The sequence below is a fragment of the Moraxella sp. VT-16-12 genome (genome assembly GCF_002224245.2).
In the GTDB taxonomy this organism is placed as follows: Bacteria; Pseudomonadota; Gammaproteobacteria; order Pseudomonadales; family Moraxellaceae; genus Moraxella.
Window position 1 is genome coordinate 14655 of the sequence record NZ_NKHK02000004.1, and the last position, 23792, is coordinate 38446.

General features: G+C 44.3%; 20 protein-coding genes. 17 read left to right on the forward strand and 3 right to left on the reverse strand.

What is annotated here, in order from left to right; genetic code table 11:
* Nucleotides 1-28 precede the first annotated feature (28 nt).
* Nucleotides 29-1351, forward strand: coding sequence for an FAD-dependent oxidoreductase (locus CEW93_RS04270; RefSeq protein ID WP_186727894.1), 1323 nt, complete (start codon nt 29-31; stop codon nt 1349-1351).
* Between the two features lie 79 nt (nt 1352-1430).
* Here CEW93_RS04270 and CEW93_RS04275 read toward each other — a convergent pair whose 3' ends face one another.
* Both CEW93_RS04275 and putP read right to left on the reverse strand, forming a co-directional pair.
* On the reverse strand, nt 1431-1625 hold the full coding sequence (locus CEW93_RS04275; RefSeq protein ID WP_089539312.1) for a hypothetical protein: 195 nt from the start codon (nt 1623-1625) through the stop codon (nt 1431-1433).
* A 96-nt stretch (nt 1626-1721) separates the two neighbouring features.
* On the reverse strand, nt 1722-3218 hold the full coding sequence (gene putP, locus CEW93_RS04280; protein WP_089539311.1) for a sodium/proline symporter PutP: 1497 nt from the start codon (nt 3216-3218) through the stop codon (nt 1722-1724).
* A gap of 199 nt (nt 3219-3417) precedes the next feature.
* On the opposite strand from putP, the gene rplY reads away from it, so the two are divergent.
* Nucleotides 3418-3708 (forward strand): 50S ribosomal protein L25, encoded by a 291-nt coding sequence (gene rplY, locus CEW93_RS04285; protein ID WP_089539310.1) that lies wholly within the window; start codon nt 3418-3420, stop codon nt 3706-3708.
* 101 nt (nt 3709-3809) lie between these two features.
* Nucleotides 3810-4391 (forward strand): aminoacyl-tRNA hydrolase, encoded by a 582-nt coding sequence (pth, locus tag CEW93_RS04290; RefSeq protein WP_089539309.1) that lies wholly within the window; start codon nt 3810-3812, stop codon nt 4389-4391.
* Here the strand turns inward: pth and CEW93_RS04295 are convergent.
* On the reverse strand, nt 4386-4709 hold the full coding sequence (locus CEW93_RS04295) for a beta-lactamase hydrolase domain-containing protein (RefSeq protein ID WP_089539308.1): 324 nt from the start codon (nt 4707-4709) through the stop codon (nt 4386-4388). The genes pth and CEW93_RS04295 overlap by 6 nt on opposite strands.
* Before the next feature lie 193 nt (nt 4710-4902).
* Here CEW93_RS04295 and CEW93_RS04300 point away from each other — a divergent pair, with 193 nt between their 5' ends.
* The 14 genes from CEW93_RS04300 to CEW93_RS04365 all read left to right on the forward strand — a co-directional run bounded on the left by CEW93_RS04300 (nt 4903) and on the right by CEW93_RS04365 (nt 23760).
* Nucleotides 4903-5160, forward strand: a complete 258-nt coding sequence (locus tag CEW93_RS04300; RefSeq protein WP_089539306.1) for a YfhL family 4Fe-4S dicluster ferredoxin — start codon at nt 4903-4905, stop codon at nt 5158-5160.
* A gap of 21 nt (nt 5161-5181) precedes the next feature.
* Entirely contained in the window at nt 5182-5793 is a 612-nt protein-coding gene (locus CEW93_RS04305) for a class I SAM-dependent methyltransferase (protein WP_089539305.1), read from the forward strand.
* A gap of 30 nt (nt 5794-5823) precedes the next feature.
* A complete protein-coding gene (locus CEW93_RS04310; protein WP_089539304.1) occupies nt 5824-6459 on the forward strand; it encodes a hypothetical protein in 636 nt (211 codons plus the stop codon).
* On the forward strand, nt 6449-7795 hold the full coding sequence (locus CEW93_RS04315; protein WP_222432719.1) for a deoxyguanosinetriphosphate triphosphohydrolase: 1347 nt from the start codon (nt 6449-6451) through the stop codon (nt 7793-7795). The genes CEW93_RS04310 and CEW93_RS04315 overlap by 11 nt, the downstream gene beginning before the upstream one ends.
* Nucleotide 7796: 1 nt before the next feature.
* Complete coding sequence (locus CEW93_RS04320; protein WP_089539303.1) at nt 7797-8288, forward strand: hypothetical protein; 492 nt, start codon at nt 7797-7799, stop codon at nt 8286-8288.
* A gap of 134 nt (nt 8289-8422) precedes the next feature.
* Nucleotides 8423-9595: a YbfB/YjiJ family MFS transporter gene (locus tag CEW93_RS04325; RefSeq protein WP_089539302.1), complete on the forward strand. Its 1173-nt coding sequence runs from the start codon at nt 8423-8425 to the stop codon at nt 9593-9595.
* Nucleotides 9596-9638: 43 nt separating this feature from the next.
* Nucleotides 9639-9857 (forward strand): 4-oxalocrotonate tautomerase family protein, encoded by a 219-nt coding sequence (locus CEW93_RS04330; RefSeq protein WP_089539301.1) that lies wholly within the window; start codon nt 9639-9641, stop codon nt 9855-9857.
* A gap of 117 nt (nt 9858-9974) precedes the next feature.
* Nucleotides 9975-10787 (forward strand): thioesterase family protein, encoded by an 813-nt coding sequence (locus CEW93_RS04335; RefSeq protein WP_089539300.1) that lies wholly within the window; start codon nt 9975-9977, stop codon nt 10785-10787.
* A 13-nt stretch (nt 10788-10800) separates the two neighbouring features.
* Nucleotides 10801-11406, forward strand: coding sequence for a methyltransferase domain-containing protein (locus tag CEW93_RS04340; RefSeq protein ID WP_089539299.1), 606 nt, complete (start codon nt 10801-10803; stop codon nt 11404-11406).
* A 116-nt stretch (nt 11407-11522) separates the two neighbouring features.
* Entirely contained in the window at nt 11523-12788 is a 1266-nt protein-coding gene (locus CEW93_RS04345; protein ID WP_089539298.1) for a replication-associated recombination protein A, read from the forward strand.
* Nucleotides 12775-13254, forward strand: coding sequence for a hypothetical protein (locus CEW93_RS04350; RefSeq protein ID WP_089539297.1), 480 nt, complete (start codon nt 12775-12777; stop codon nt 13252-13254). Before CEW93_RS04345 ends, CEW93_RS04350 begins: the two co-directional genes overlap by 14 nt.
* Nucleotides 13248-13904, forward strand: a complete 657-nt coding sequence (locus tag CEW93_RS04355; protein ID WP_186727895.1) for an HI_0552 family protein — start codon at nt 13248-13250, stop codon at nt 13902-13904. The genes CEW93_RS04350 and CEW93_RS04355 overlap by 7 nt, the downstream gene beginning before the upstream one ends.
* Nucleotides 13905-14024: 120 nt before the next feature.
* A complete protein-coding gene (locus CEW93_RS04360; protein WP_089539295.1) occupies nt 14025-15809 on the forward strand; it encodes an ABC transporter ATP-binding protein/permease in 1785 nt (594 codons plus the stop codon).
* A gap of 421 nt (nt 15810-16230) precedes the next feature.
* Nucleotides 16231-23760, forward strand: coding sequence for a YadA-like family protein (locus CEW93_RS04365; protein ID WP_146416642.1), 7530 nt, complete (start codon nt 16231-16233; stop codon nt 23758-23760).
* Nucleotides 23761-23792 lie beyond the last annotated feature (32 nt).

The following is a 23792-nucleotide window of genomic DNA, read 5'->3' on the forward strand; positions in this document are numbered from 1 at the left end:
AAATCCATCAAACACCAATGAGAATATCATGACAAACACACTTACGCCCTTTCAAAAATTTATCTGCCGTGCCTGCGGTCATGTCTATGATGAAACGCTTGGCGACCCTGATGGTAATTTGCCTGCTGGCACACGTTTTGAGCACATTTCACCAGATTGGCAATGCCCCTTATGTGGCGTAAAAAAGAGCGATTTTGAGCCGTATGATGATGCCCAAGCTGCCCCTACTGCGGTGTCTGAGCGTGAGCATGGTGTGGTCATTATTGGGGCGGGGCTGGCTGGCTGGGCGGTGGTAGATGCCTTGCGTGCCTTGGATAAACAAATCCCCATCACGCTCATCACCGCCGATACTGGCGACCGTTATCACAAACCCATGTTGTCAGTTGCCATGTCTCAAAACAAAACACGCAAAGACCTTGTGCGTGCAACAGGCGAGCAATCTGCCAGCGACAATGCCATCACGCTATTGGCTCATACCCATGTTAGGAGTATTGACCCAAATGCCAAAGTGCTTTTAACCACCTGCGGTCAGCTGAGTTATGATAAATTGGTGCTGGCGATTGGAGCAAACCCCATTTATCCACCAAGTATCCCCAAAGAGATGGCATGGCACGTCAATCATTTGGACAAGTTTGGCGATTTACAACACCGTTTGGCGACACCCAAACACGTTGCTATTGTTGGAGCGGGCATGGTGGGTGTGGAGCTTGCCGAAGATTTGATAAATGCAGGGCATACGGTAAGTTTGATTGATATGAACCCTTATCCTTTGTCAGCGTTATTGCCATTGGTGGCAGGCGAGCGGATTTTATCTGCCATCAAAGATAAGGGTGTAAACTGGCTTGGGCATTGTATTGTCAAGAGCGTATCCAAGACGGATATTGGCTATCAGATGACTGTACTTGACCAAAAAAACACCATGACAACACATGATGTTGATGAGATTGTTGTTGCCACAGGACTTAGTGTGGATGAGCAACTGCTCACACAGGCAGGATTGGTGTTTCACAAAAACACAGGCATTGTGGTTGATGAAAAAACATTACAAACCAATGTGCCTGACATTCATGCTTTGGGGGATTGTATTAGTATTGATGGTATGCCATGTCGTTATGTCGCACCGCACCGCCCACAAGCGACCGCCATCGCTCATCAGATACTGGGGCTTGATGGAGTATATACGCACAAACCCCCCATGATTCGCCTAAAAAATAAATGTATCAACGTTACCGCCAACGGTAGCCCTGTGGGCGTGGGTGAATGGCGTGTGATAAAAGATGATGATGGCGAGATGTCGCTTGAAATGCTCAAAGGCGGTGAAGTGGTTGCCAAAGCACTGATAAAAAGATAGTGTTTCTTGGTAAATTTAGACTTTAAATAAAAAAGGGCAATCATCATGCCCTTTTTGTTTATCTTGTGGCTTTTGCAGATTAGGATTTTGGCTTATCCTTGGGGCGTTCAAAACCTTTGGCTTTCATGCACGCATCAAAGGCAACACGGTCTTTTTTTTCATCAACCACTGCTTGACACTCTTTAAAGGCTTGCTCTATGGTGGGTTTGCTTTGAGTTTCACCATAAGCTGATACGGTCAGTGTGATGGCACAGATAAAAAGTAGGTATTTCATAAAAACACTCCTTTGACTATACTACCATTGTAGGGCGTGATTATTAAAGTTTTATTGCCAAATTGTGTGTAAATGTAATATTTACCATGGTTTGAATTAACGAACTTTTTGGCTCATTTGTTCAAACTTATCACAAATCGCTTGGCTAGGCGAAGTGGTCATCAAGCTAACAACCACAGTGGTGATGGCACTTGCCAAAAAGCCGGGCATGATAGAATAAATGGCATCATTAGCAGGCTTGCCACCAATCTCAAAGCCGCCATATACCCACACAATCACCGTCAATGCACCAACAATCATGCCAGCCAATGCCCCATTTCGGTTCATGCGTTTCCACATCAAGCTAAGTAGCACCAAAGGACCAAACGCTGCCCCAAAGCCCGCCCAAGCGTGTGAGACCAATGCCAACACTGAACTATTTTTATCGCTGGCAAACAAAATCGCCACCAATGCCACAGCGATGACCGACACACGTCCCACCATCACTTGACGAGATTCGCTGGCTTCTTTGTCCAAAAACAGCTTATAAATATCACGCGTTAAAGAGCTAGATGCCACCAAAAGCTGACTTGAAATGGTGCTCATGATGGCTGCTAAAATCGCCGCTAACAAAAACCCTGAAATGAGTGGGTGAAATAGTAGCTGTGAAAATACCAAAAAAATCGTTTCTGGGTCAGATAATTCCATATTATGATTATGGATATAAGCAATGCCTGACAAACCAACCATCAATGCACCCACCAAGCTTAAAATCATCCAGCTCATACCAATACCGCACGCCACAGGCACATCTTTGTGTGAACGCAGTGCCATAAAACGCACAATGATGTGTGGCTGACCAAAATAGCCAAGACCCCATGCCGCCAGTGAGATTGCTCCCATGATGCTCACGCCACTCATGATGTTAAACAGTTCAGGATTGACCGAGCGAGCCGTCTCAATGCCTGCTGACAGACCGCCAACATCACCAAATGCCACAATTGGCACCAGTATCATGGCAACAAGCATGATGACCCCTTGGACAAAGTCGGTTAGGCTGACTGCCAAAAATCCACCAAACAGCGTATAGGCGACAACCACACCTGCGGTTACCCAAAGTCCCATGTCATAAGACAAACCCAGCGAGCTTTCAAACAGCTTACCACCACCAACCAAACTTGCTGCTGTATAAACCGTAAAAAACACAATAATCACCACCGCCGACATGATGCGTAGCAGGTGTGAAGTGTCATTAAAGCGATTTGAAAAATAATCAGGCAAGGTTACAGCATTGTCAGCAAGTTCTGTATAAACACGCAGGCGAGGTGCAACCAAAAGATAATTGATAAACGCCCCAACCGTCAAACCCCCAGCAATCCAAAAACTGACTATGCCAGAGGCGTACATATATCCGGGCAGACCAAGCAGTAACCACCCTGACATATCAGACGCCCCTGCTGACAGGGCTGCCACCGCAGGCGATAGGGTGCGACCACCAAGCATATAGCCTTCTACGTCATTTTTTTGTTTAAAATAGGCATATACCCCAATGGCAATCATGCCCATAAAATATAAAGCCAGTGATATCCATACGCCAAAATCCACCTGTCCCATGCGGTCTCCTTGTTTGATTTGATGTGTAAAAAAGCGTTATTATAGCCGTGTCAGACTTTATCTTGCAACAAAAACGTAAAAAAGCATGAAATGCCCAACAAAAACAATCTTGATTTTTTTATATTTTTAAAATAGAATAGCAAGTTTAGCCCCAACTGGTCGCAAGTTGGGTTTATTGACCTTAATTTAAGGAAATGTTATGAGCTTTACTCTTAATGCGGTAGTGCGTTCTACCGATTTGCAGGGCAAAGGTGCGAGCCGCCGCCTGCGTAAAGAAAACCTTATTCCTGCCATTGTTTATGGCAAGGGTGAGCCTGTGGCTATCGCTGTTAAAAATAACGAGTTGGTGCGTGCCTTGGAAGAAGATACTTTCTTTACTAGCAACATCACCCTAGCCCTAGAAGGCGGTAACGAAACTGTTGTCATCAAAGCACTACAACGCCACCCTTCAAAAGGTGTGCCATTACACGTGGATTTTGTGCGTGTTTAATTGATGAGCTTCACCAAAAAGCCAATGGGTTGCCTGTTGGCTTTTTTGTTTTGGGCTGTTTGGTTTTAGCGATTGAAAGATGTTTATGATGAGTGAGTGCTATGATAAAATTGATTGTTGGCTTGGGTAATGTGGGAGCATCTTATGTAGACACTCGCCACAATGCTGGGTTTTGGTTTGTGGAGCAGTTGGCAGATAAGTTTGGTATTAGCCTAAGTCATGACAAAAAATTTCATGGCATGGTAGGGCGTGGCATGGTGTGCGGCTGCGATGTGCGTTTGTTGATGCCTGATACGCTGATGAACCGCTCAGGTCAAGCAGTTGCTCCAATGGCAAAGTTTTATAACATCACGCCAGATGAGATTTTGATAGCTCATGATGAGCTAGATATCAAGGCGGGGTCTATTCGCCTAAAAAAAGGGGGTGGACACGGTGGGCATAATGGATTAAGAGATATTGTGCCACACATTGGAGCGGAATTTTATCGCTTGCGTATTGGTATTGGACATCCTGGGCGGGCATCGCAAGTGAGTGCTTGGGTGCTATCTAAGCCAAGTGCAGATGACCGCACAAGCATAGATAGGGCGTTGGACTGTGGTATGGACGCTTTGGGGCTGTTGATGGCAAACCAAGAACAAAAAGCGATTAGCTTGGCAAATGGCTTTAAGTTGCCCCAATCATAACAGCTCACTGACCACCGCACTTTGATACAAACGTTTGGCACGACTGCCTGTACCACAAAACACCATGACTGGCTTTGGGGCGTTGGCGATGATATTGGCAAATTTTTGAACAGTATCAAGGTGCAAACAGTCGTTATCAATCGGCAAATGGTGATAGCTTAACCCAACCAATGTGGCACTTTGGCAAATGTCATCTGCTTTGGGCTGACCGTCTATTTCATTATCAAAACGCAAGTTGATAAGGCTTTTAAAGCCAAGGTTAAAGAGTGCTTGACATTGGCAAGGATGGATTTGTTTGTATAAAGTGATGGTTTGCATGGATGTGTCCTGATGGTTTTGTGTTATCTTACCCAAATTTTAGTGCAGCTTCAATGTTGATTTGGCATAAGTATATGCTCAAATGTTTGTATGCATATTGTGTGTTTGGAGGTTTGACATGTCAGACTGTCAAATTTTACAAGCTACCAACAAATGACGTAAAATACACCAAAGCGACTTTTATTTTGATGTTATGGCACTAAAAATCACCAGCGACTGTATCAACTGCGACATCTGCGAGCCAGAATGTCCCAACGAAGCCATCAGCTATGACAACAAATACCAAAAAACCTACGTCATCAACCCTGATTTATGCACCGAATGTATTGGCTTTTATGATGAGCCAACCTGTGACAAAGTATGCCCCATAGACTGTATTATCAAAGATGATGACAATCCAGAAAGTTTTGATAAACTGATGGCAAAATATAAGCGTATTTGGAATAAATAACTGATTTTAAAAGGAAATATCATGACCGCACCAATCACCCGAACCGAACTACAATCTCGTGCCAAACTGTGGCGAGATGACATTAAATTTACCCAAGATGTGCTTGGTAAACCCTTTGAATTTTGTACCACTTGGGGAATTTTTAGCCCTGAAAAATTGGACGATGGCAGTTTGATGCTCTTAGATTATGTGGATTTTAGGGCAGACGATGACAGCATAGATTTGGGCTGTGGCTATGGCGTGCTTGGCATGACAGCGGCTCGTGAATGCCCACAAGGCAAGCATTGGCTGATTGATAAGGATTTTGTGGCGGTGGAGTACGCTCGTTTAAATTGCCAAAAAAACGGATTGACCAATACCCATGTTCAGCTATCCAACGGCTTTAATCAGGTGGACAAAACCCAACAATTTAGCCTAGTGATGAGTAATCTGCCTGCCAAAGCCAGTAAAGAGCAGCATTATTTGTATCTGCTAGATGCCTATGAGCGTATGACGGTGGGCGGGCGATTTTATGTGGTTACCATCAATGGGCTTCGGGATTTTATGAAACGCTCGTTTACCGAAGTGTTTGGTAATAGCGATAAAATCAAACAAGGCAAAACCTATACCGTGACGCTGGCGGTAAAAGAATAGGTGTACCTGTTTATTGACAAAGGACGTGAGATGAAACTTTTAACCTTATTTTTTATGGTCTTATTGATGGGGTGTCAATCGGCTGCGGTAAACGCCAATCAAACCGGCTCATCTAAGCATCAAGACACTCATCAATCACAGCCATCGCTAATCACATTGACAGAAGCCACCAACTTAGCAACAGAAGGTTATGTGTGGACGCTGAGTCATTCTTTTTTGGATTTACAAGAAGTTAAATTACTCAATCCACACCCCACCTTAGACGTGCTCAATCAAAGAGCGATACAAATCGCAAAAGAACATATAAAAGCGCAGTCTGACACCAAATCAGATGAGACATTAAAGAATGTGGGTAAGAATACACAAATACACATTCGTTTTGTGACATTCAATGACCTTACCGATAAAAACCATCGCCTTATCAGAGATACCATAGGGGATAGTGGTTGTTCTAGCAATATCCCCATTGCAGGTACATTTATATTGATCATATCTGTCAATGAACAGGGCAGGGATATTGCTAACCACTTTAGGGATATGGACAATTCGCCAGCAAAAAGCTGTTTATTGCGAAAAATTAGGAGGAAAAATTATATGATTTATAATGTTGATGGCGTGCCGGAAAGATACACTATGTTTTTGCCAGTGACCATTCATGGTTTTTGATACAAAATTCATCATGAACTGGCAAGACTTACTATCTACTGACCGTCTGATGATTAAAGATGGCAAAATCATCACCAAATCAAGCCATGCGCCCAATGATGGGGTGCGTAGCGATTTTCATACCGATTATGACCGAGTGGTGTTTTCTACCAGTTTTCGCAAACTTGGGCGAAAAACCCAAGTTCATCCTTTTGCCAAATCCGACCACACGCATAACCGCCTAACTCATAGCGTAGAAGTGGCAAGCGTGGGACGCAGTCTTGGCAATAGTGTGGGGCAGGGGCTGGCACAAAAAGGCTTATTACCCAAACATATCAGCTCGTACGATATTGGTACGTTGGTACAGGTGGCGTGTTTGGCTCATGATTTGGGCAATCCACCTTTTGGACATACGGGCGAAGATGCGTTGCGTGAATGGTTTTGCCAAAATCACCACTATTTACAGACGCTTAGCAAAAAAGAACAAGCGGACATCACCACTTATGAAGGCAATGCCCACAGCTTGCGTATCGTTACCACCACCGAGATGTACGCCCACACAGGCGGCATGCGTCTGACCTGTGCCAGTCTTGGTGTGCTGATGAAATATCCGTGGGGGAGTGTGGGGCAGACCAAATTTAACATTTATCAAAGTGAAATGGACATCATACAAAAAGTAGCCGACAGACTTGGGCTTGTCAAATTAGGCGTGGACAGATGGGCAAGACATCCCTTGTCATATTTGATGGAATCGGCGGATGATATTTGTTATGCCTTGCTTGACCTAGAAGATGCGGTAGAGCTTGATTTGATTGGTTTTGATGATTTTGCCAAAGTGGTCAAACCGCTATTAGGAGCGGATTTTGATGAATACCAAAAAATCAGCGACAAAAAGCAACGCATTGGGGCGATGCGTGGGCGAGCCATTGGTAGGGCGATTGATGAAGTGGCAAAACGGTTTTTTGAGCATCATGATGGGCTGTTGCACGGAGCATTTATTTACAAAGATTTGTTGGACTCTTGCGATAATTCGGTCAAAGAAACTTTGCAAAATGCCAAAAATCTTGCTAAATATCAAATATTTAACCACCATAGCAAACTGATTACTGAAATTGCCAGCTTTGGCTGTTTGGGGCAAATATTAGACTTAATCGTGCCTGCGGTCTATGCCAAATTGACACAGCAAAACCTAACAACCAAACACCGTTTAGCCTTAGAGCTTTTAAAAGACAGTCCAATCACAGATGATGATACGCTTTATGATGGCTACATGAAAGTGTTGGATTTTGTGGGAGGATTGACCGACAACTCAGCAGGGCGACTGGCAAGAGAGCTGTCAGGTGTGGGGTTGATTTGAAATGATAAAATTACGTACCCCTTATGCCATCGCCAAACGCAAGCAAGGCAAGGTTCATGCTCGTTCTTTGACGGCTGATGAGATTGCCCTTGCCAAAAGGGTGTTTGGGGGGCTGATTGATTATGGGTGTGTACGCATTGTAAATTATCCATACGTTCCTTGGCAGTCAGATGAAGTATTTATCGCCCCTAATGGTTTTATTTTTGTGAGCGATAAGCATTATAAAGATGATTATACAAAATACGGCAAATCTTATGAGCAAGTTTTTGTTCATGAGATGACCCACGTCATGCAATATCAGCAAGGCATTAATGTGCTGTTGCAAGGGGCGATATTGCAAAGTTTGTATTATTTAAGTTTTAAAAGATACAACCCTTATCACTATCATTTTGATAAACATAAAAGTTTTTGGGATTATAATATTGAGCAACAAGGGCGAATTGCTGAGCATATTTATCTTGGTGTGCATGAAAATATGATTTGTAAAAGATAAAAAGCAAGTTTGAAAACTTGCTTTTTGTTGTATCACTCAAAAATATTGCCTGTTAAGAGTTTTTGTCTGTGATTTACTTTACCATAAATGGGTGATAGAATATTTAAAAATTGATACCACCATTTATTATAAACATGACATCACCCATCACAAACGCCACAGCCATCAAACACAAAGCTATCTGGCATGGGCTACAAGTTGCACTTATTTTGGCACTTGTGATGGGATTTGGGCGGTTTGCTTATACGGCATTATATCCATATATGGTGGCAGATGGCGTGCTGACGGTGGCACAAGGTAGCATTGTGGCTTCGGCAAATTATTTGGGCTATTTGGTGGGCGCATTGTTTGCAGTATCCATCAAGGCGGACAAATCACCCCTATTTGCAGTGGTCGCCTTGCTAGGGACGTGTGCCTGTCTTGGACTGATGTCAGTATTGTCAGGTGAAATGGGTGTTTTTTGGCTGATGGCGGTGCGGTTTTTGGCGGGGGCATTTAGTGCCATTGGCATTGTTTCTGCGTCCATGTGGCTGCTTGCCAAACAAAAACACACCACAGCCACACCACTCATGTATGCAGGGGTGGGGTTTGGCATTGCCTTATCATCTGAGTTGGTGGTTTGGGGTGTCGGAGCGGGTTTTGGTTCGTCTTTTTTGTGGGGCGTGCTGGCGATATTGGCATTGGTGTTGTCGCTGATGGTGGTGCGTGGGCTGTTTTTTGAGCATCATCATGACAAACCCCAAACAGTCAGCTCGCCTGCCATAAAACCAAAATTAACCGCCAATGCACTCATTATTTTGTATGGCTTGGCAGGATTTGGCTATATCATCACCGCAACTTATTTGCCATTATTAGTAAATCTTGCATTGCCTGATGTCAATGTTGGGCATATTTGGGCGGTGTTTGGGTTGTCAGCAGTGCCATCTTGCTTTGTTTGGCATGACATTCACGTTCGTTTTGGCACACGCTGGGCATTGACTGCCAACCTATTGACTCAGGTTGTCGGCGTGATGTTATCCATCATCATGCCAAATATGGTGGGGTACTTGATGAGTGCGTTATTGGTTGGCGGTGCTTTTATGGGGACGGTTACCATTGTGATGCCTGTTGCCCAAGCCATCAAATCTGGCGTCAATCATGGCAAAAACCTAATTGCTTTGGCAACGCTGGCATACAGCATAGGACAAATCATTGCCCCGCTCATCGCAGGTGGGCTGTATCAGCTAAGTCAAAGTTTTATCCCTGCTCTTGGCATTGCCACATTTGCTTTATTGATGGGGGCAATCATTGCTTATCAAAAAGCGTAATCATATCTTAGTCCGTCATTTTAACCAACAATAGGAGCATATCATGCCTTATGTCAATATCAAAGTTACTGGTGGTACAGAAGCTCCCACCACCGAGCAAAAAAAAGAGCTGATTGCTGGTGTTACCGAACTGCTGGGGCGTGTTTTAAACAAAAATCCTGCCACAACAGTGGTGGTGATTGATGAGATTGATATGGATAATTATGGGCTGGGCGGTCGCAGCATCACCGAAGTACGCAACGCCACCAAGGCTGATGATTAAGACATCTTCAACACCATAAAACGCCCAATGGTGGCGTTTTTTGTTTTATTGACTTTTTGGTAAAATTACTTTAAATTTTAAACCTTTGATGATTTTAGATGCTCAAAAGGAGTTTGTATGAGTGCTTATTACATTCCCATCAGCCGCCACACCACAGATGACACCACCACCGCTCGTTATCAGCCCACCAACCACGCCCAAGGGGTCTGGAATGACTTTGAGCAACACATGGCAGTCGCCACAGGGCTGATGGCACACGAATTGGAGCGGTTTTTCCCCAGAGATGATTTGATGATAGCACGGCTCAGCATGGATATTTTGGGGGTGATTTATTTGGGCGAAACGCTGGTGCGAACACGTTTTATTCGTACAGGACGGACGATTGAGCTGATAGAAAGTACTTTATCCACCTTTGATAGACATGGCACAGAAAAAATCAGCGTCATCATGCGAGCGTGGCGACTGATTAAAAGCGACACTCACGCCATCGCAGGGCTGGAATGCTCACCATTTGACAAGACGGTGGCGGATTTGCCTGATTGGGACGGCATGGCAGTGTGGTCAGGTGGCTATATCAAAAGCCTGTTTGCTAAGATTGCTCACCACCGAGCAGGCAAAAGTTTTGTTTGGTTAAATACAGATATCGAGATGGTGGCAGGCGAGCATACGTCAGATTTTGTGCATTTGATTGGTATGGTGGACACATCAAATGGTACGGCGATGAGAGCCACAGATGGGATGTGGATTTTCCCAAGTATTGACTTACAAATCCATTTGCACCGCACGCCTGTGGGGCGTTGGCTTGGGCTAGATACTGTGCAGGAGATTGGTGAGCAGGGCGTGGGACTGACCACCAGTGTGCTCCATGATGAGCAGGGTGTGTTTGGGCGTGCTGAGCAAATTTTGACCGTGCGACATTTGGGCAAATAAATTAGGAGAGCTGATGGCTGACATCAACCAAGTTCAATTTTGGCAAGACCGTTATGATAACGCCCAAACAGGTTGGGATTTGGGTGTGGTATCACCACCAATGCGTGCGTATTTTCATCATATTTTATCGCATGTCAATAAAGACATTCGCATACTGATTGCAGGAGCAGGCAATGCTCATGAAGCGATTTTTTTGCACGAGCTTGGTTTTAGTCAGGTGTATGTGGTGGATTTTGTGTCATCGGTGTTGGATAATTTTGCCAAAGCCAATCCCACATTTAATCCCCAACATTTGCTTTGTCATGACTTTTTTGAGATGCACAAATTTGATGTTGGACAGTTTGACCTTGTGGTGGAGCAGGCTTTTTTTTGTGCCATTGACCCAACAAGGCGAGATGAATACGCCAGACAAATGCACCGCTTATTAAAAGATAAGGGTCAGTTGGTGGGCGTGCTGTTTGATTGTGAATTTGTTAATTCTCCGCCGTTTGGGGGCAGTTTGGCGGAATATCGTGCGTTATTTGAGCCGTATTTTGACACAGACATCATGGCAGGTTGTTATAATTCGGTGAAACCACGAGCAGGGCGAGAGTTATTTATTAGGTTGATAAAGGTTTGATTTTCACATATTTATCAATATAATGAGCTTTTAAACTTAAATCAAATCAATGCAGTGTTACCTGATTTATTGGGTGTGTAAATTTGCTGACTTGATGGATATTTTGTGATAAACAGATGACACCAAACACTCCGCTTGCCGAACGAATGCGACCAAAATCCATTGATGAGATTGTCGGACAACGTCATTTGCTTGGCAAAAACGCCCCCATCACTCGTATGCTTGCCACAGGGTATCTGCCCAGTTTGATTTTGCATGGTGAAGCAGGCATTGGCAAAACCACGCTTGCTCGTCTGTTGGCAAGTACTTTGGATAGGCAGTTTCATCTATTGTCAGCACTTGATTTGACCGTCAAGGAGCTAAGAGAGCTTATCAGTTCCAAAGATGGCTTAAATTTTGGTTCGCCTGTGGTGTTTATTGATGAGATTCACCGCTTTAATAAAGCTCAGCAGGACGCTTTGCTTGGGGCGGTAGAAGCAGGCGACATCACGCTCATCGGAGCGACCACCGAAAACCCTTCATTTAGTATCAATACCGCTTTGTTGTCTCGCTGTCAGGTTTATAAATTGGAGCCTTTGACGGTGGACGAGCTTACGGGGGTATTATCAAGGGCGTTGGCGACCGACCCATTTTTAAAAAACATCAAGGTACAAGGCGACCTTACCAAGATTGCCACACTTGCAGGTGGAGATGCTCGCAAGGCATTAAATCTTTTGCAAATCGCCTGTCAAAACACTCATCACAACACGCTCATCATCAATGATGATTTGATACAAACCATTGCCCAAACCGTATTGCCACGCTATGACAAGGCGGGTGATATGCACTATGATATTATCTCTGCTTTTATCAAATCGGTGCGTGGTTCGGACGCTGATGCGGCTATTTATTGGTTGGCTCGTATGTTAGATGGCGGTGAAGACCCTGCGTTTATCGGACGGCGATTGGTGATTTTGGCAAGTGAAGACATTGGGCTTGCCAATCCAAATGCTCTGCTTTTGGCGGATACGGCGTTGCGTTCGGTGCAGTCTGTGGGTATGCCAGAAGCTCGCATTATCTTAGCCCAAGTGGTGATTTATTTGGCAACTTCCCCCAAATCCAACACCGCTTATACCGCCATCAATGACGCACTTGCCTTTGTCAAACATGACCATTCGCCTGTGCCATTACACCTAAGAAATGGGGTAACTTCGTTGATGAAGTCGGCAGGCTATGGCGTGGATTATGTTTATCCGCATGATTATCCCAATCATTATTATCCACAGCAGTATTTGCCTGACAATCTGGTGGGCAAACGCTTTTATGAATTTGGCGACAACCAAAAAGAGCAAGGGGCGTTTAGTTTTATCAACTGGTTAAAGGCAACCAATGACACTCAATAAAGACATCAAACAAAGCTTGTTGATATGGGCGGTATTGTTGCCGATATTGATTTGGCTAAAACATGATACTTATCAAGGGTGGATGTCATTGATTGGGCTGTTGTTATTGGCGGTGGTGTTTTATTGTGTGTTTAAAATCAAATGCCACCATCAAACCAAATTTTCCAATAAAGCGGTCGTGGTGGTGATGGCGGCGGCTGTGGTGCTGTTTGTGATGATGCCTAGCCATCTTGTGTTATGGCGGTTATCAAACAATCAAACCCAAACATGTGGTGTCGTCAGTCAAATCCAATACAACAACTGGCAAGCTGATGCGTTTTATTTATCGGGCAATCCCACCAAATTTGGGCTAGGTGGTCATAAATTGGCGGTGGGTGATGTGGTTTATTTGACCTACAATCCTGATGAAAAATGGTACGGACATGCCCATGTGTTTTATATCAAAAAAGACAACCAATCATGCTAAAATCCACTCATGCTGATGTTTTGAACAAACCTTATTCTCAAATCAAAGACCTAAAATTATATTGCCCTGATAAGTTAGATGACATCAAGGCAAATCATCAACAAAGCTGGCAAAGGTTCAAAGTCTTTATTTTTGCCATTTATGCCAATTTGCCCCCAACATTTGCCAAACCCCATATTGAAAGTTGGTGCAATGGTTGGGAGATTCGCCGTCATTTATTTGCTTATTATAAATATGAGCAATATTTGGCTCATGCGCCGATAATCAGCGTGATTTTAAATAAATATCGCCTTGTGATAAGTTTGGATTGGCACAGTTATAAAGCCAAATATTCATCAAGCAGTTTATCTGATTTTAATGAATGGCTCACCATGATTGACACAAAAGCGTTTGATGGCTACTATTATTGGCATAAAGACACCAAAATTAACACGCTCCAGCCAGATAACATCATGCCCATTAGCAGGCTAGATGATGATATGCCCCATCTGGATAAAGATGATTATTATCGGCTTGGGCTGATGATGATCAAAGATGAGCTGGATGATTTTGGTGATGATGAGCTTGTGGCGTGGGCGACACACCACATCAAGACACTTGCTGGGGTGTATGAGTGGTGTCATGGTTGTGGTGTATCTGCCTTGATATAATTAAAATCATCATAAAACGGCATATGAATTTTCACTGACAAATCATATCTGATAAATCCCCCATCTTTTGACTGTGTTGGCATGATATAATAATGCATTTTTAGAATAAAAGGTGGCGGCGTGGACTGGTCAAAACAGCTCATAGAATCAGCAATTTGGATAGCAAAAAGTCTGGGTATCACGGCGGTGGTATTTAGCATGGCGGTGTTTTTGTTGATACGTTTTACGCATTGGGGTAGGCAGTTTTGGTCTATGGCTCATGGTTATCTGACCCCAAAACGCAGTATCAAGCCCATATTGTTTTTCACCTTTATTGTCAGTCTCACCCTGCTAGAAGTACGAATTAGTTTGATTCATAGTGAATGGTATAACACCATGTATTCATCACTACAAGACATGAATCAGCAGGTATTTTGGACGCAGATGGTGGTGTTTTGTTTCATTGCAGCCGCCGCCGTAGCAAACGCACTTTTGACCTATTATGCCGAACAGCGTTTTGTGATTAACTGGATAGAGTGGCTCAACAAGCACCTGTTAGAAAAATGGCTTGCCAATCAAGCGTATTATAAAACCCAGCAAACCTTTGGCGAGCTAGACAACCCCGACCAACGCATTCAATACGATGTCCAAGAGTACGTCAAACGCTCTTTGTCCTTTGCCACAGGGGTCATCTCTGCAGTTACGTCCATCATCTCTTTTACCATACTGCTGTGGGGGCTGGCAGGGGCGATGAATGTGATGGGTGTTGAGATTCCCAAAATGATGGTGTTTTTGGTGTTTATCTATGTCATCATCGCCACGGTGATTGCGGTGTGGCTGGGCAAACCGCTCATCAGATTAAATTTTGATAACGAAAAATTTAACGCCAACTACCGTTATTCTTTAATCCGTGTCAAAGAATACGCCGAGTCCATTGCTTTTTATGCTGGTGAAAAAGTAGAAAAAAACCGCCTATACCAAGAATTTAACAAAGTCATTAGTAATATGTGGGCGATTGTTTATCGCACCTTAAAGTTTTCAGGCTTTAACTTGGTGGTTACCCAAATCTCTGTGGTGTTTCCGCTGTTGATACAAGTGGGGCGGTATTTTTCTGAGCAGATTAAACTTGGTGATTTGATGCAGACCATGCAAGTGTTTGGGCGACTGCATGGCAACTTATCCTATTTTCGTAATGTGTATGATGATTTTGCCAGCTATAAAGCCACCCTTGACCGTTTGACAAGTTTTGAAAAGGCAGTCAGTGCCGCCAGTACGCCACATAAGGCGACCATCAGTCATCATGATACAGATGTGGTGTTTGATGAGCTGACTGTGAAAACACCGATTGGCACAACGCTGATTGAGCGTTTATCACTCACCTTACCCCAAGGCTCACGCCTGCTCATCCAAGGCAAATCAGGGTCGGGCAAAACCACTTTGCTACGAACGGTGGCGGGGCTGTGGTTTTATGCTGATGGTGCGATTGCTCGCCCAACCAATGCATTGTTTTTATCCCAAAAACCTTACCTGCCCCAAGGACGGCTACCAGATGCCCTATATTATCCCCACCCTGTGCCAAACGTGCCAAATGATGAGCAGATGACAGATTTGTTGTGTGCGGTACAACTAGGACACCTGACCGACAAACTCCATCAAGAACACGACTGGACGCACGTTTTATCACTGGGGGAGCAACAACGCCTTGCCATGGCACGAATACTGCTACATCGCCCTGCGGTGGTGTTTTTAGATGAAGCGACAGCGAGCATGGATGAAGGCTTAGAAGATGCTTTGTATCGTTTGCTCATCACCAAACTGCCAACCACAACCATCATCAGCGTGGGTCATCGCTCTACCTTATTAAAGTATCATCAGCAAATTTTGCAGATTTTACCTAAACAAAAATGGCAACTGCACCATCATTAATCAAAAGGACGAATATTCGTCCTTTTTTATTGGGTGGGATAATTGTCAGTTTACCATCACTTTTTTGTCAATATTTTGCTTAATGACTATTTTGGTCATTATTTAAACATAAAAAGTGTCATATTATGGCCATAATAAGTTTTTTATTGGTTATCTATCATAATGATAAGTATTTTTTATCAAAAATAATATCACACCACTCATCAGTTTATTACTGCCGTTTGATTATTTTATAAACAAATTGTTACCGTTCGTCTGAGAAAAAATGCAAATAAACCATCATCCAAAAAGCAGGGCAAGCAAGCACAACGGGCGATTTGTGGTATTGGCATAAAAATTGCTTCCGCCAAAACAGCAAGAAAATTCCAACAAAAGAACTTTGTTCTGGTTGGGTGTCATCTGTCTTTTTGGAAATGATTTTATGAACAAAATTTATCGTGTTGTTTGGAACAAAGAAACCAACACTTGGACGGCGGTTTGCGAATACGCCAAATCTAAGGGCAAATCATCATCGTCATCAGGTGTGGTTGGTACACTAAGTAATGGCGTGTTTACGGCGGTGCGTTTTACTTATACGGCATTGGTGTCAGCGTTGATATTGGTGAGTGGGCAGGCAATGGCTGCTAATGGTACTGAATTTCAAAATGGTACCGACCAAGCATGCTACTACGATACTACTAGTGAAAGTGTCATCTGCGGTGATGTTAGTACGAAAACAGAAGATACGCCTGGCACTAAGACTGCCAAATCTGTTGTGCTTGGTAAGGGTGCCACCAATACCGGCGAAAGCAACGTGGCCGTCGGCATATCAGCAAGCAGCGCAGGCACTTCTTCCGTTGCAGTAGGTGATCGGGCTAAGGCAGGTTCTGACCAAACTATTGCGGTGGGACAAAATGCACAGGCGAATGCTCGGTGGGATGTTTCTATCGGTCGTCAAGCGGGTTGGAATGCTACTGCACCTGCGGGTGATAAGCCAGAAGGTCGTAATGTTGCCATTGGTGATGCTGCCTTAAAAAATGGCTTGGACGTAAATAATAATAATGTGATGGGTACCAGTGCTGGTGAGAACTTGAAAGGCTCTCACAATGTTATCATCGGTACGTATGCCAATGCAGCCGAAGCAATTGAGTCTGCAGAAAATAATGGTTCTACTAAGTTGCAGATTAATTCCAAAACTAGAAGCGTTAGCATTATTGATTCTGTTAATGCTACTAAAGAAGTAAATTATGTTGAAACTTCTAACAGTGTTGCTATTGGTCATCGTGCCTTAACCACCAAAGCTGCGGGCGTGGCAATTGGTCAGCAGGCTAAAGCATTCGGCAATACCTCCACTGCTGTTGGTAACGGTACCCGTGCGCTGGGCGACAACTCTGTTGCCATGGGCAATACAGCTAATGCAGGTTCAGGAAGTGCAATCGCTATCGGTTTGCATGCCAACTATGATTCCACCGCTAACACGGCTGAGGCAAAATACAGAGCAACCGGTGCAAGCTCTGTTGCTATTGGTGCACGGACTCATGCTGGTGCTACCCATGCTGTAACTATTGGTACAGAGGCCACCACTTCTACTACTGGCCAGGGTTCTGTGGCTGTAGGCTCTTTCAGTAAGGCGGTAGGTATTAACGCTGCTGCAGTGGGTCAAGCCTCTCAAGCTTCAGGCCAAAACTCTTTTGCTGGTGGCAATGACAGCCATGCGGTAGGCACTTCCGCTGTGTCGCTGGGTGACGGTGCTGGTAAGGGAACGGCAACTTTTGCTAATGGCGTGAAAACTGGTGGTGACTATGCTTCCGGTAATAGTTCAACCGCAGTCGGTACCTATACCAAAGCCGCTGGTGTCGGCGCTACTGCTCTTGGTGTTGCTGCAGATGCTCAAGCATATCGTAGTGTGTCAGTGGGTGCCTATAGTGCCGCCTCTGCCAACAGTACGGTTGCGGTTGGCGATACTTCTGTTGCTTCTGCAACAGGTGCTACCGCAGTTGGTGAAGGCTCACTAGCTTCTGAGCTTGATGCTACTGCACTTGGTAACGATACTGTTGCTTCTGGAAAGCAGTCTTTGGCAGTGGGTAATTTATCTAAAGCCACTGGTCTAGGAGCAACGGCGATTGGCAACAATAGTAAAGCGGAAGCAGAAGGAGCCCAAGCCTTTGGTCAAAGCTCTGTGGCAAGTGCACTCAATGCTGCTGCGGTGGGTCGCCTCGCAACCGCAAGTGGTGAGCGTGCTTCTGCTTTTGGTGTGGGTAATACTGCTTCTGGTGCATCGTCATTTGCAGGTGGTGATATGAGTGTGGCAGCCGGTGCTGATACAATAGCCATTGGTAAAAACGCCCACTCTGCGGATTTGGGTGTCATTTCCATCGGTCGACAATCTGGCTCAGCAGGTGTGGACTTAGCTAATAAAGGCACCTCTGACCAAGTTGCAGACCGCACCAAAGCAGGCAAAACCAATGCCAGCGGTTTGGTTAATGTAACCAGTATTGGCAATGAAGCAGGTAAAGACACCATCAATAATAACTACGGTGTTAATATTGGTTATCAGGCAGGTAGCGGTGGCTATAACAGCACTTATGGTGAAGGTGTCGCCATTGGTAATAAAACAGGTGGTGTAGATAAAACAAATACTACCGTTAAAACTGCTATGGAGACATTTTCTGCTGGGCAGGGAGCGACTGATAATGCCATTATTACAGGTAACACCAATACGGCGATTTCTTCACGTGCAGGGGTTAATGCGTTAGGACATGATAACGTTGCTATCGGTAAAGATGCAGGTGGTTATAGCTCGGGTAGCTCAAATATTGCGATTGGTCGCCATGCTGGGCGAGCCAGTAAATTAAATACACCCAATAACGAAGCTACCAGAGTGATTGATGGTGATGTGTTTTCTAATGCACGTAACACCATCTCTATGGGTGAATGGGCAAATGCTTCTGGCAATGACGCGGTAGCGATTGGACGTTTGGCACAAGCACCTGTTGAAGACTCTATTGCAATCGGTCGTGGTGTTAAAACAGAATTGTTAGCAGGCGATGGTGTTGGCGACCGTGAAGGTATGATTGCTATCGGTTCGGAGACGACCAAAGCATCAGGTAAGGCTGCCATCTCTATTGGCCGTAATGCTCAGGGTATTGGTCGTGGTACTGTGGCACTTGGGGATGCTTCTAAATCCCTAGCTGGACAAGGTGTCGCTATCGGTGCACAGGCAAATGTTGCTAATACTGCTGCTGGTGGCGTGGCTATCGGTTCTGTTGCAAAATCGCAGGGTTTGCTAGCAGTTGCTTTGGGCTCTCAATCCGAATCTTCTGCCAACCATTCAGTGGCGTTAGGTACACTCTCTCAGGCCAACCGTGCTGCTTTAACGCCTAATAATGTAGCTACTTCTGATACTGCTACCGTTAATGCCAATCAAGTTTATGCATTAAGTCATGCTAGTAATACAGATAAACAAGCGGTAGGTGCGACTGTTAAGGGTAATTTGGGAGCAGTTTCTGTAGGTACAGAAGCTAGAACTTTGGGTAACACCCAAATAGCCGCTGCTACTCGCCAAATCATCAATGTGGCTGCTGGTTCTGAAGATAGCGATGCCGTCAACGTAGCTCAGTTAAAAGCAGTTGCTAATCAAATTGCACCTGCTGATAACACCACCATCGTAAAAAATCAGACTGGTGCATTGAAGGTCAATACGGCACCGATTACAGTTGTGGCTGCGGGAGAGCCCAATGCCGGTAGCGTGAGTGTGGCTAGCGGAGATGAAGGCAAGCTGGCGACTGCCGGAGACATTGCCAACGCCATCAACAACAGCGGCTTTACGCTGACAGCTTCTGGTCGTAACGGATCGCTAGTGAAGTCAGGTGCAACTGTGGATTTGAAGAATACCGATGGTAACATCGTGATCAGTAAAGCAGATGATAGCAATGATGTGAACTTTGATTTGAATGAGGTTGTGGCAATTGGTACATCGGGTGGTAGCAGTCGGATTATCATTGATGGTCGCGGAAATATTGGAAACATCAGGGGCTTGAGTAGAAATCTGCCAAAAACTCAAAGCGAGAACACGGCTGGACCTGGTAATCCTAGCAATGTCACCACTAAGCAAACCCTACCTGATAATGTGAGTCTCATAACAAGCAACGCCGCAACTGTTGGTGATGTGCTAAATGTTGGTTGGAATGTACAGACCAATGGAGATGCTACCGATTTTGTTAGAACTTATGATACAGTAAATTTTGCTGATGGGGTGGGTACAACCATTACTAGCGAAACTGATGGTGATAAGACAACTTTTAAGGTCAATGTCAACGCCCAAGGTTTGGCTGAATCTGCGCAATTGCCTGTGGTTTATACTGATGGCTTTGGTAACAAGGTCTATAAACATACTGATGGTAAGTTTTATGATGAGCCAAACGGTCAAGGCGATCAAATTGCCCCGGGTGATATTGTAGCTACCATGCAGGCTGCCGATGGTTCTGTTGTTAAACCAACATCATTAACTAATGTTGCAGCAGGTGCTAATGATACGGATGCTGTTAATGTCAGTCAGCTTAAAGGTGCAGTTACTGCCTTAGGTGGTGGTGCCCAAGTGAATTTGGATGGCAGTTTTAAAGCACCAACTTATACCTTAACTGATGGTAACCCTTCACTGGGTGATACAACAACATATCACAATGTTGGTGATGCTTTGGCTGGTTTGAACACGGCTGTCAATCAATCATTGAGTTTTAGTGGTGATGCTGGGGATGCATTTGACCGTAAATTGGGTTCAGCCATCAAGCTAACAGGGGGTGTAACTGAGTCTACCAAGCTTACTGACAACAATATTGGTGTGGTTGCCAAAGACGGCATATTAGATATTAAACTTGCTAAAGATATTGATCTTGGCAATGATGGTAGCGTTACTACAGGTGGTGTTCAAGTCAACAATGAAGGCCTAACAATCATTGACGGTCCTAGTATAACCAAATCTAATGGTATCAATGCAGGCAATAAAGTGATTGCTGATGTAGCAAGCAACCTACCAACCACACAAAACAATACTGCCATCCAAGGTAGCCCAAGCAACGCCACCAAGGCTCAAGAAGCCCCCACCAATGCAGATACTATCAAAAACAACGCCGCAACTGTTGGTGATGTGCTAAATGCTGGTTGGAATGTACAGACCAATGGAGATGCTACCGATTTTGTTAGAACTTATGATACAGTAAATTTTGCTGATGGGGTGGGTACAACCATTACTAGCGAAACTGATGGTGATAAGACAACTTTTAAGGTCAATGTCAACGCCCAAGGTTTGGCTGAATCTGCGCAATTGCCTGTGGTTTATACCAAAGCAGATGGCACCAAGGTTTATAAAGTAGGTGATAAATTCTTTGATAACAAAGCAGGTACAGGTACAGAAGTTCCAGCTACAGACATCATTGCTTCTATGCAAAATGCTGATGGTACAATCACACCTACAACATTGGCGAATATTAAAGCAGGTACAAAAGATACTGACGCTGTTAATGTAAGCCAATTGAAAGGTGTAGCAGATACATTGGGTGGCGGTGCAAGCATAAATGCTGATGGCACAATCAACGCACCAACTTATAATATTACCAATCCAGCTGATGGTGCTGTTATTAAAGCACAGAATGTAGGTGATGCACTAAATGCTTTAAATACAGCGGTTAATAATCCATTAGCATTTGCAGGTGATACAGGTTTATTTAATCGTAAATTAGGTCAAACAACTACCATTAAAGGTGGTATAACTGATGAAAATAAACTATCAAATAGTAATATTGGTGTGGTTGCCAAAGACGGCGCATTAGATATTAAACTTGCTAAAGATATTACGATTGATAGTGTTACTACAGGCAATACTACAGTCAATAATGAAGGTATTATCATCAAAGCCCCTGCTGGTAATAATACTGTTACTGATGTGAAACTAACAGCCAATGGTTTAAATAATGGTGGTAACAAAATCACCAATGTTGCCGAAGGCACTGTTGATACAGACGCAGTAAATTTCGCCCAGTTAAAAGAAGTGCAAAAAACTGCCAAAGCTGCTAAAACTGAAGTACAGGCTGGTAATAACATGGCGGTAACCTATAGTACAGGTGCTGATGGTCAAACCATTTATAACGTTGCTACTAAGCCAGATGTTCTTTTTGATAGCGTAACAGTGGGTACAGGCACTAACCAAGTTATCCTAGATGACACAGGTGTTAAAGTTGGTGGTAAAACCTATATTTCTGGCACTGGTTTAAATGCCAACAACAAGAAAGTTACCAATGTTGCCAAGGGCGATGTCTCCGCCAATTCCAAAGACGCTATTAACGGCAGTCAGTTGTATGCTCATGGTGAAGGGGTGAAAAATATCATTGGTGGTAATACCACTTATGACCCAGCCACAGGTGCTTATACCAACGCAGACATCGGTGGCACAGGCAAGGGTAATATCCATGACGCCATTGCTTCTATTAACACTACCGCCAACGCAGGTTGGAATGTGCAAACCAACGCTGGTAATAAAACCAACGTTAAGCCAAGCGATACGGTGAACTTTATTGATGGCAGTAACATCAAAATCACCAACGATGGTACAAATATTACGGTGGCAACGGCTGATGACCTTACCGTTAATAGTGTAACTGCGGGCAATACTGTGGTTAATAATGCAGGCGTTAAAGTGGGCGATGTACAGATAACCGCTGGCGGTATCAACGCAGGTAACCAGCAAATCACCAACCTAAAAAGCGGTCTAAATGGCAAGACGCTTGACGACATCAAAGCTGACGCTAGTGCACCTGAGCGTAGCAATGCAGCGACCATTGGTGATTTGGCAACTGTACAAAACAATGTAACCAACATCACTCATAACTATAACACGGTCATTGGTGGCAGCAGTGCAGATGGCAAAGTACTTGACAGTCAAGGCAATGTTGTAACAGACAATCAAGGCAACAGAATTGATGTGGCAGACGCTCTAAAAACTTACAATGTCCAAGACAACAAAGCTAAAACTGACAACACCATCATCACCGCCATTAAAAACATGAATGAAGGCGGCATTAAGTTCTTCCACGTTAATGATGGTACGGGTGAACAAAATATTGCAGGTACAGATACTCATAAAGAAGACTCTACTGCATCAGGCAAGTTTGCCGCAGCTGTTGGTTATGAAGCCCAATCCACAGGCGAAAATGCGCTTGCCTTTGGTAAGGGTTCGCAGGCTTTGGCAAAAAATGCCATTGCTATCGGTACGGGCAATATTGTCAGAGGTGAGAATTCTGGTGCCATCGGCGACCCAAGTATCATCAATGGTGCTAACAGTTATAGTGTAGGTAATAATAACACTGTTACGACTGATAAGACCTTTGTGTTGGGTAATGAAGTGAAGCAAACAGTTGCTAATTCTGTATTCTTGGGTGATAAGTCATCGTCAGCAGGTATACACACAAAAGCCAAAGGTGAACATTATACCTATGCAGGTGCTAATGATGACAATGTGGTGGGCGTGTCTGGTAGAACTGCTCCTGTTGGTGTGGTCAGTGTTGGTACCGAAGGCGGTCAAACTCGCCAAATTCAAAACGTGGCGGCAGGTGTTGTCTCAGCCAATAGTACCGATGCCATTAACGGTTCACAGCTTTATTATACCAATGAAGCGATTACCAATGTTGCTAATAACACCATCAATATGGGCAATCAGCTAAACAACCGCATCAACGATGTGGCAGACGATGCAAATGCAGGTGTGTCATCAGCGATGGCAATGGCATCTTTGCCACAGGCTTATCTGCCAGGTAAATCCATGATTACAGGTGGTGTTGCCAGCTACAATGGTGAAGGTGCGGTGGCAGTAGGTCTGTCTAAACTGTCTGATAATGGTCGCTGGGTGCTAAAAATCAGTGGTTCTGCTGATACCCAAGGCAATGCAGGCGGCTCAATCGGTGCAGGCTTCCACTTCTAATATTGGTTTTGATTGGTTTAATGATGATAAAA

Coding starts and splice junctions, on each gene's coding strand:
- CEW93_RS04345 (WP_089539298.1), top strand. CDS start 11,523: ATGACACCAAACACTCCGCTTGCCGAACGAATGCGACCAAAATCCATT.
- CEW93_RS04335 (WP_089539300.1), top strand. CDS start 9,975: ATGAGTGCTTATTACATTCCCATCAGCCGCCACACCACAGATGACACC.
- CEW93_RS04365 (WP_146416642.1), top strand. CDS start 16,231: ATGAACAAAATTTATCGTGTTGTTTGGAACAAAGAAACCAACACTTGG.
- CEW93_RS04300 (WP_089539306.1), top strand. CDS start 4,903: ATGGCACTAAAAATCACCAGCGACTGTATCAACTGCGACATCTGCGAG.
- pth (WP_089539309.1), top strand. CDS start 3,810: ATGATAAAATTGATTGTTGGCTTGGGTAATGTGGGAGCATCTTATGTA.
- CEW93_RS04275 (WP_089539312.1), bottom strand. CDS start 1,625: ATGAAATACCTACTTTTTATCTGTGCCATCACACTGACCGTATCAGCT.
- CEW93_RS04270 (WP_186727894.1), top strand. CDS start 29: ATGACAAACACACTTACGCCCTTTCAAAAATTTATCTGCCGTGCCTGC.
- CEW93_RS04325 (WP_089539302.1), top strand. CDS start 8,423: ATGACATCACCCATCACAAACGCCACAGCCATCAAACACAAAGCTATC.
- CEW93_RS04305 (WP_089539305.1), top strand. CDS start 5,182: ATGACCGCACCAATCACCCGAACCGAACTACAATCTCGTGCCAAACTG.
- CEW93_RS04350 (WP_089539297.1), top strand. CDS start 12,775: ATGACACTCAATAAAGACATCAAACAAAGCTTGTTGATATGGGCGGTA.
- putP (WP_089539311.1), bottom strand. CDS start 3,218: ATGGGACAGGTGGATTTTGGCGTATGGATATCACTGGCTTTATATTTT.
- CEW93_RS04295 (WP_089539308.1), bottom strand. CDS start 4,709: ATGCAAACCATCACTTTATACAAACAAATCCATCCTTGCCAATGTCAA.
- CEW93_RS04330 (WP_089539301.1), top strand. CDS start 9,639: ATGCCTTATGTCAATATCAAAGTTACTGGTGGTACAGAAGCTCCCACC.
- CEW93_RS04320 (WP_089539303.1), top strand. CDS start 7,797: ATGATAAAATTACGTACCCCTTATGCCATCGCCAAACGCAAGCAAGGC.
- CEW93_RS04310 (WP_089539304.1), top strand. CDS start 5,824: ATGAAACTTTTAACCTTATTTTTTATGGTCTTATTGATGGGGTGTCAA.
- CEW93_RS04315 (WP_222432719.1), top strand. CDS start 6,449: ATGGTTTTTGATACAAAATTCATCATGAACTGGCAAGACTTACTATCT.
- rplY (WP_089539310.1), top strand. CDS start 3,418: ATGAGCTTTACTCTTAATGCGGTAGTGCGTTCTACCGATTTGCAGGGC.
- CEW93_RS04340 (WP_089539299.1), top strand. CDS start 10,801: ATGGCTGACATCAACCAAGTTCAATTTTGGCAAGACCGTTATGATAAC.
- CEW93_RS04355 (WP_186727895.1), top strand. CDS start 13,248: ATGCTAAAATCCACTCATGCTGATGTTTTGAACAAACCTTATTCTCAA.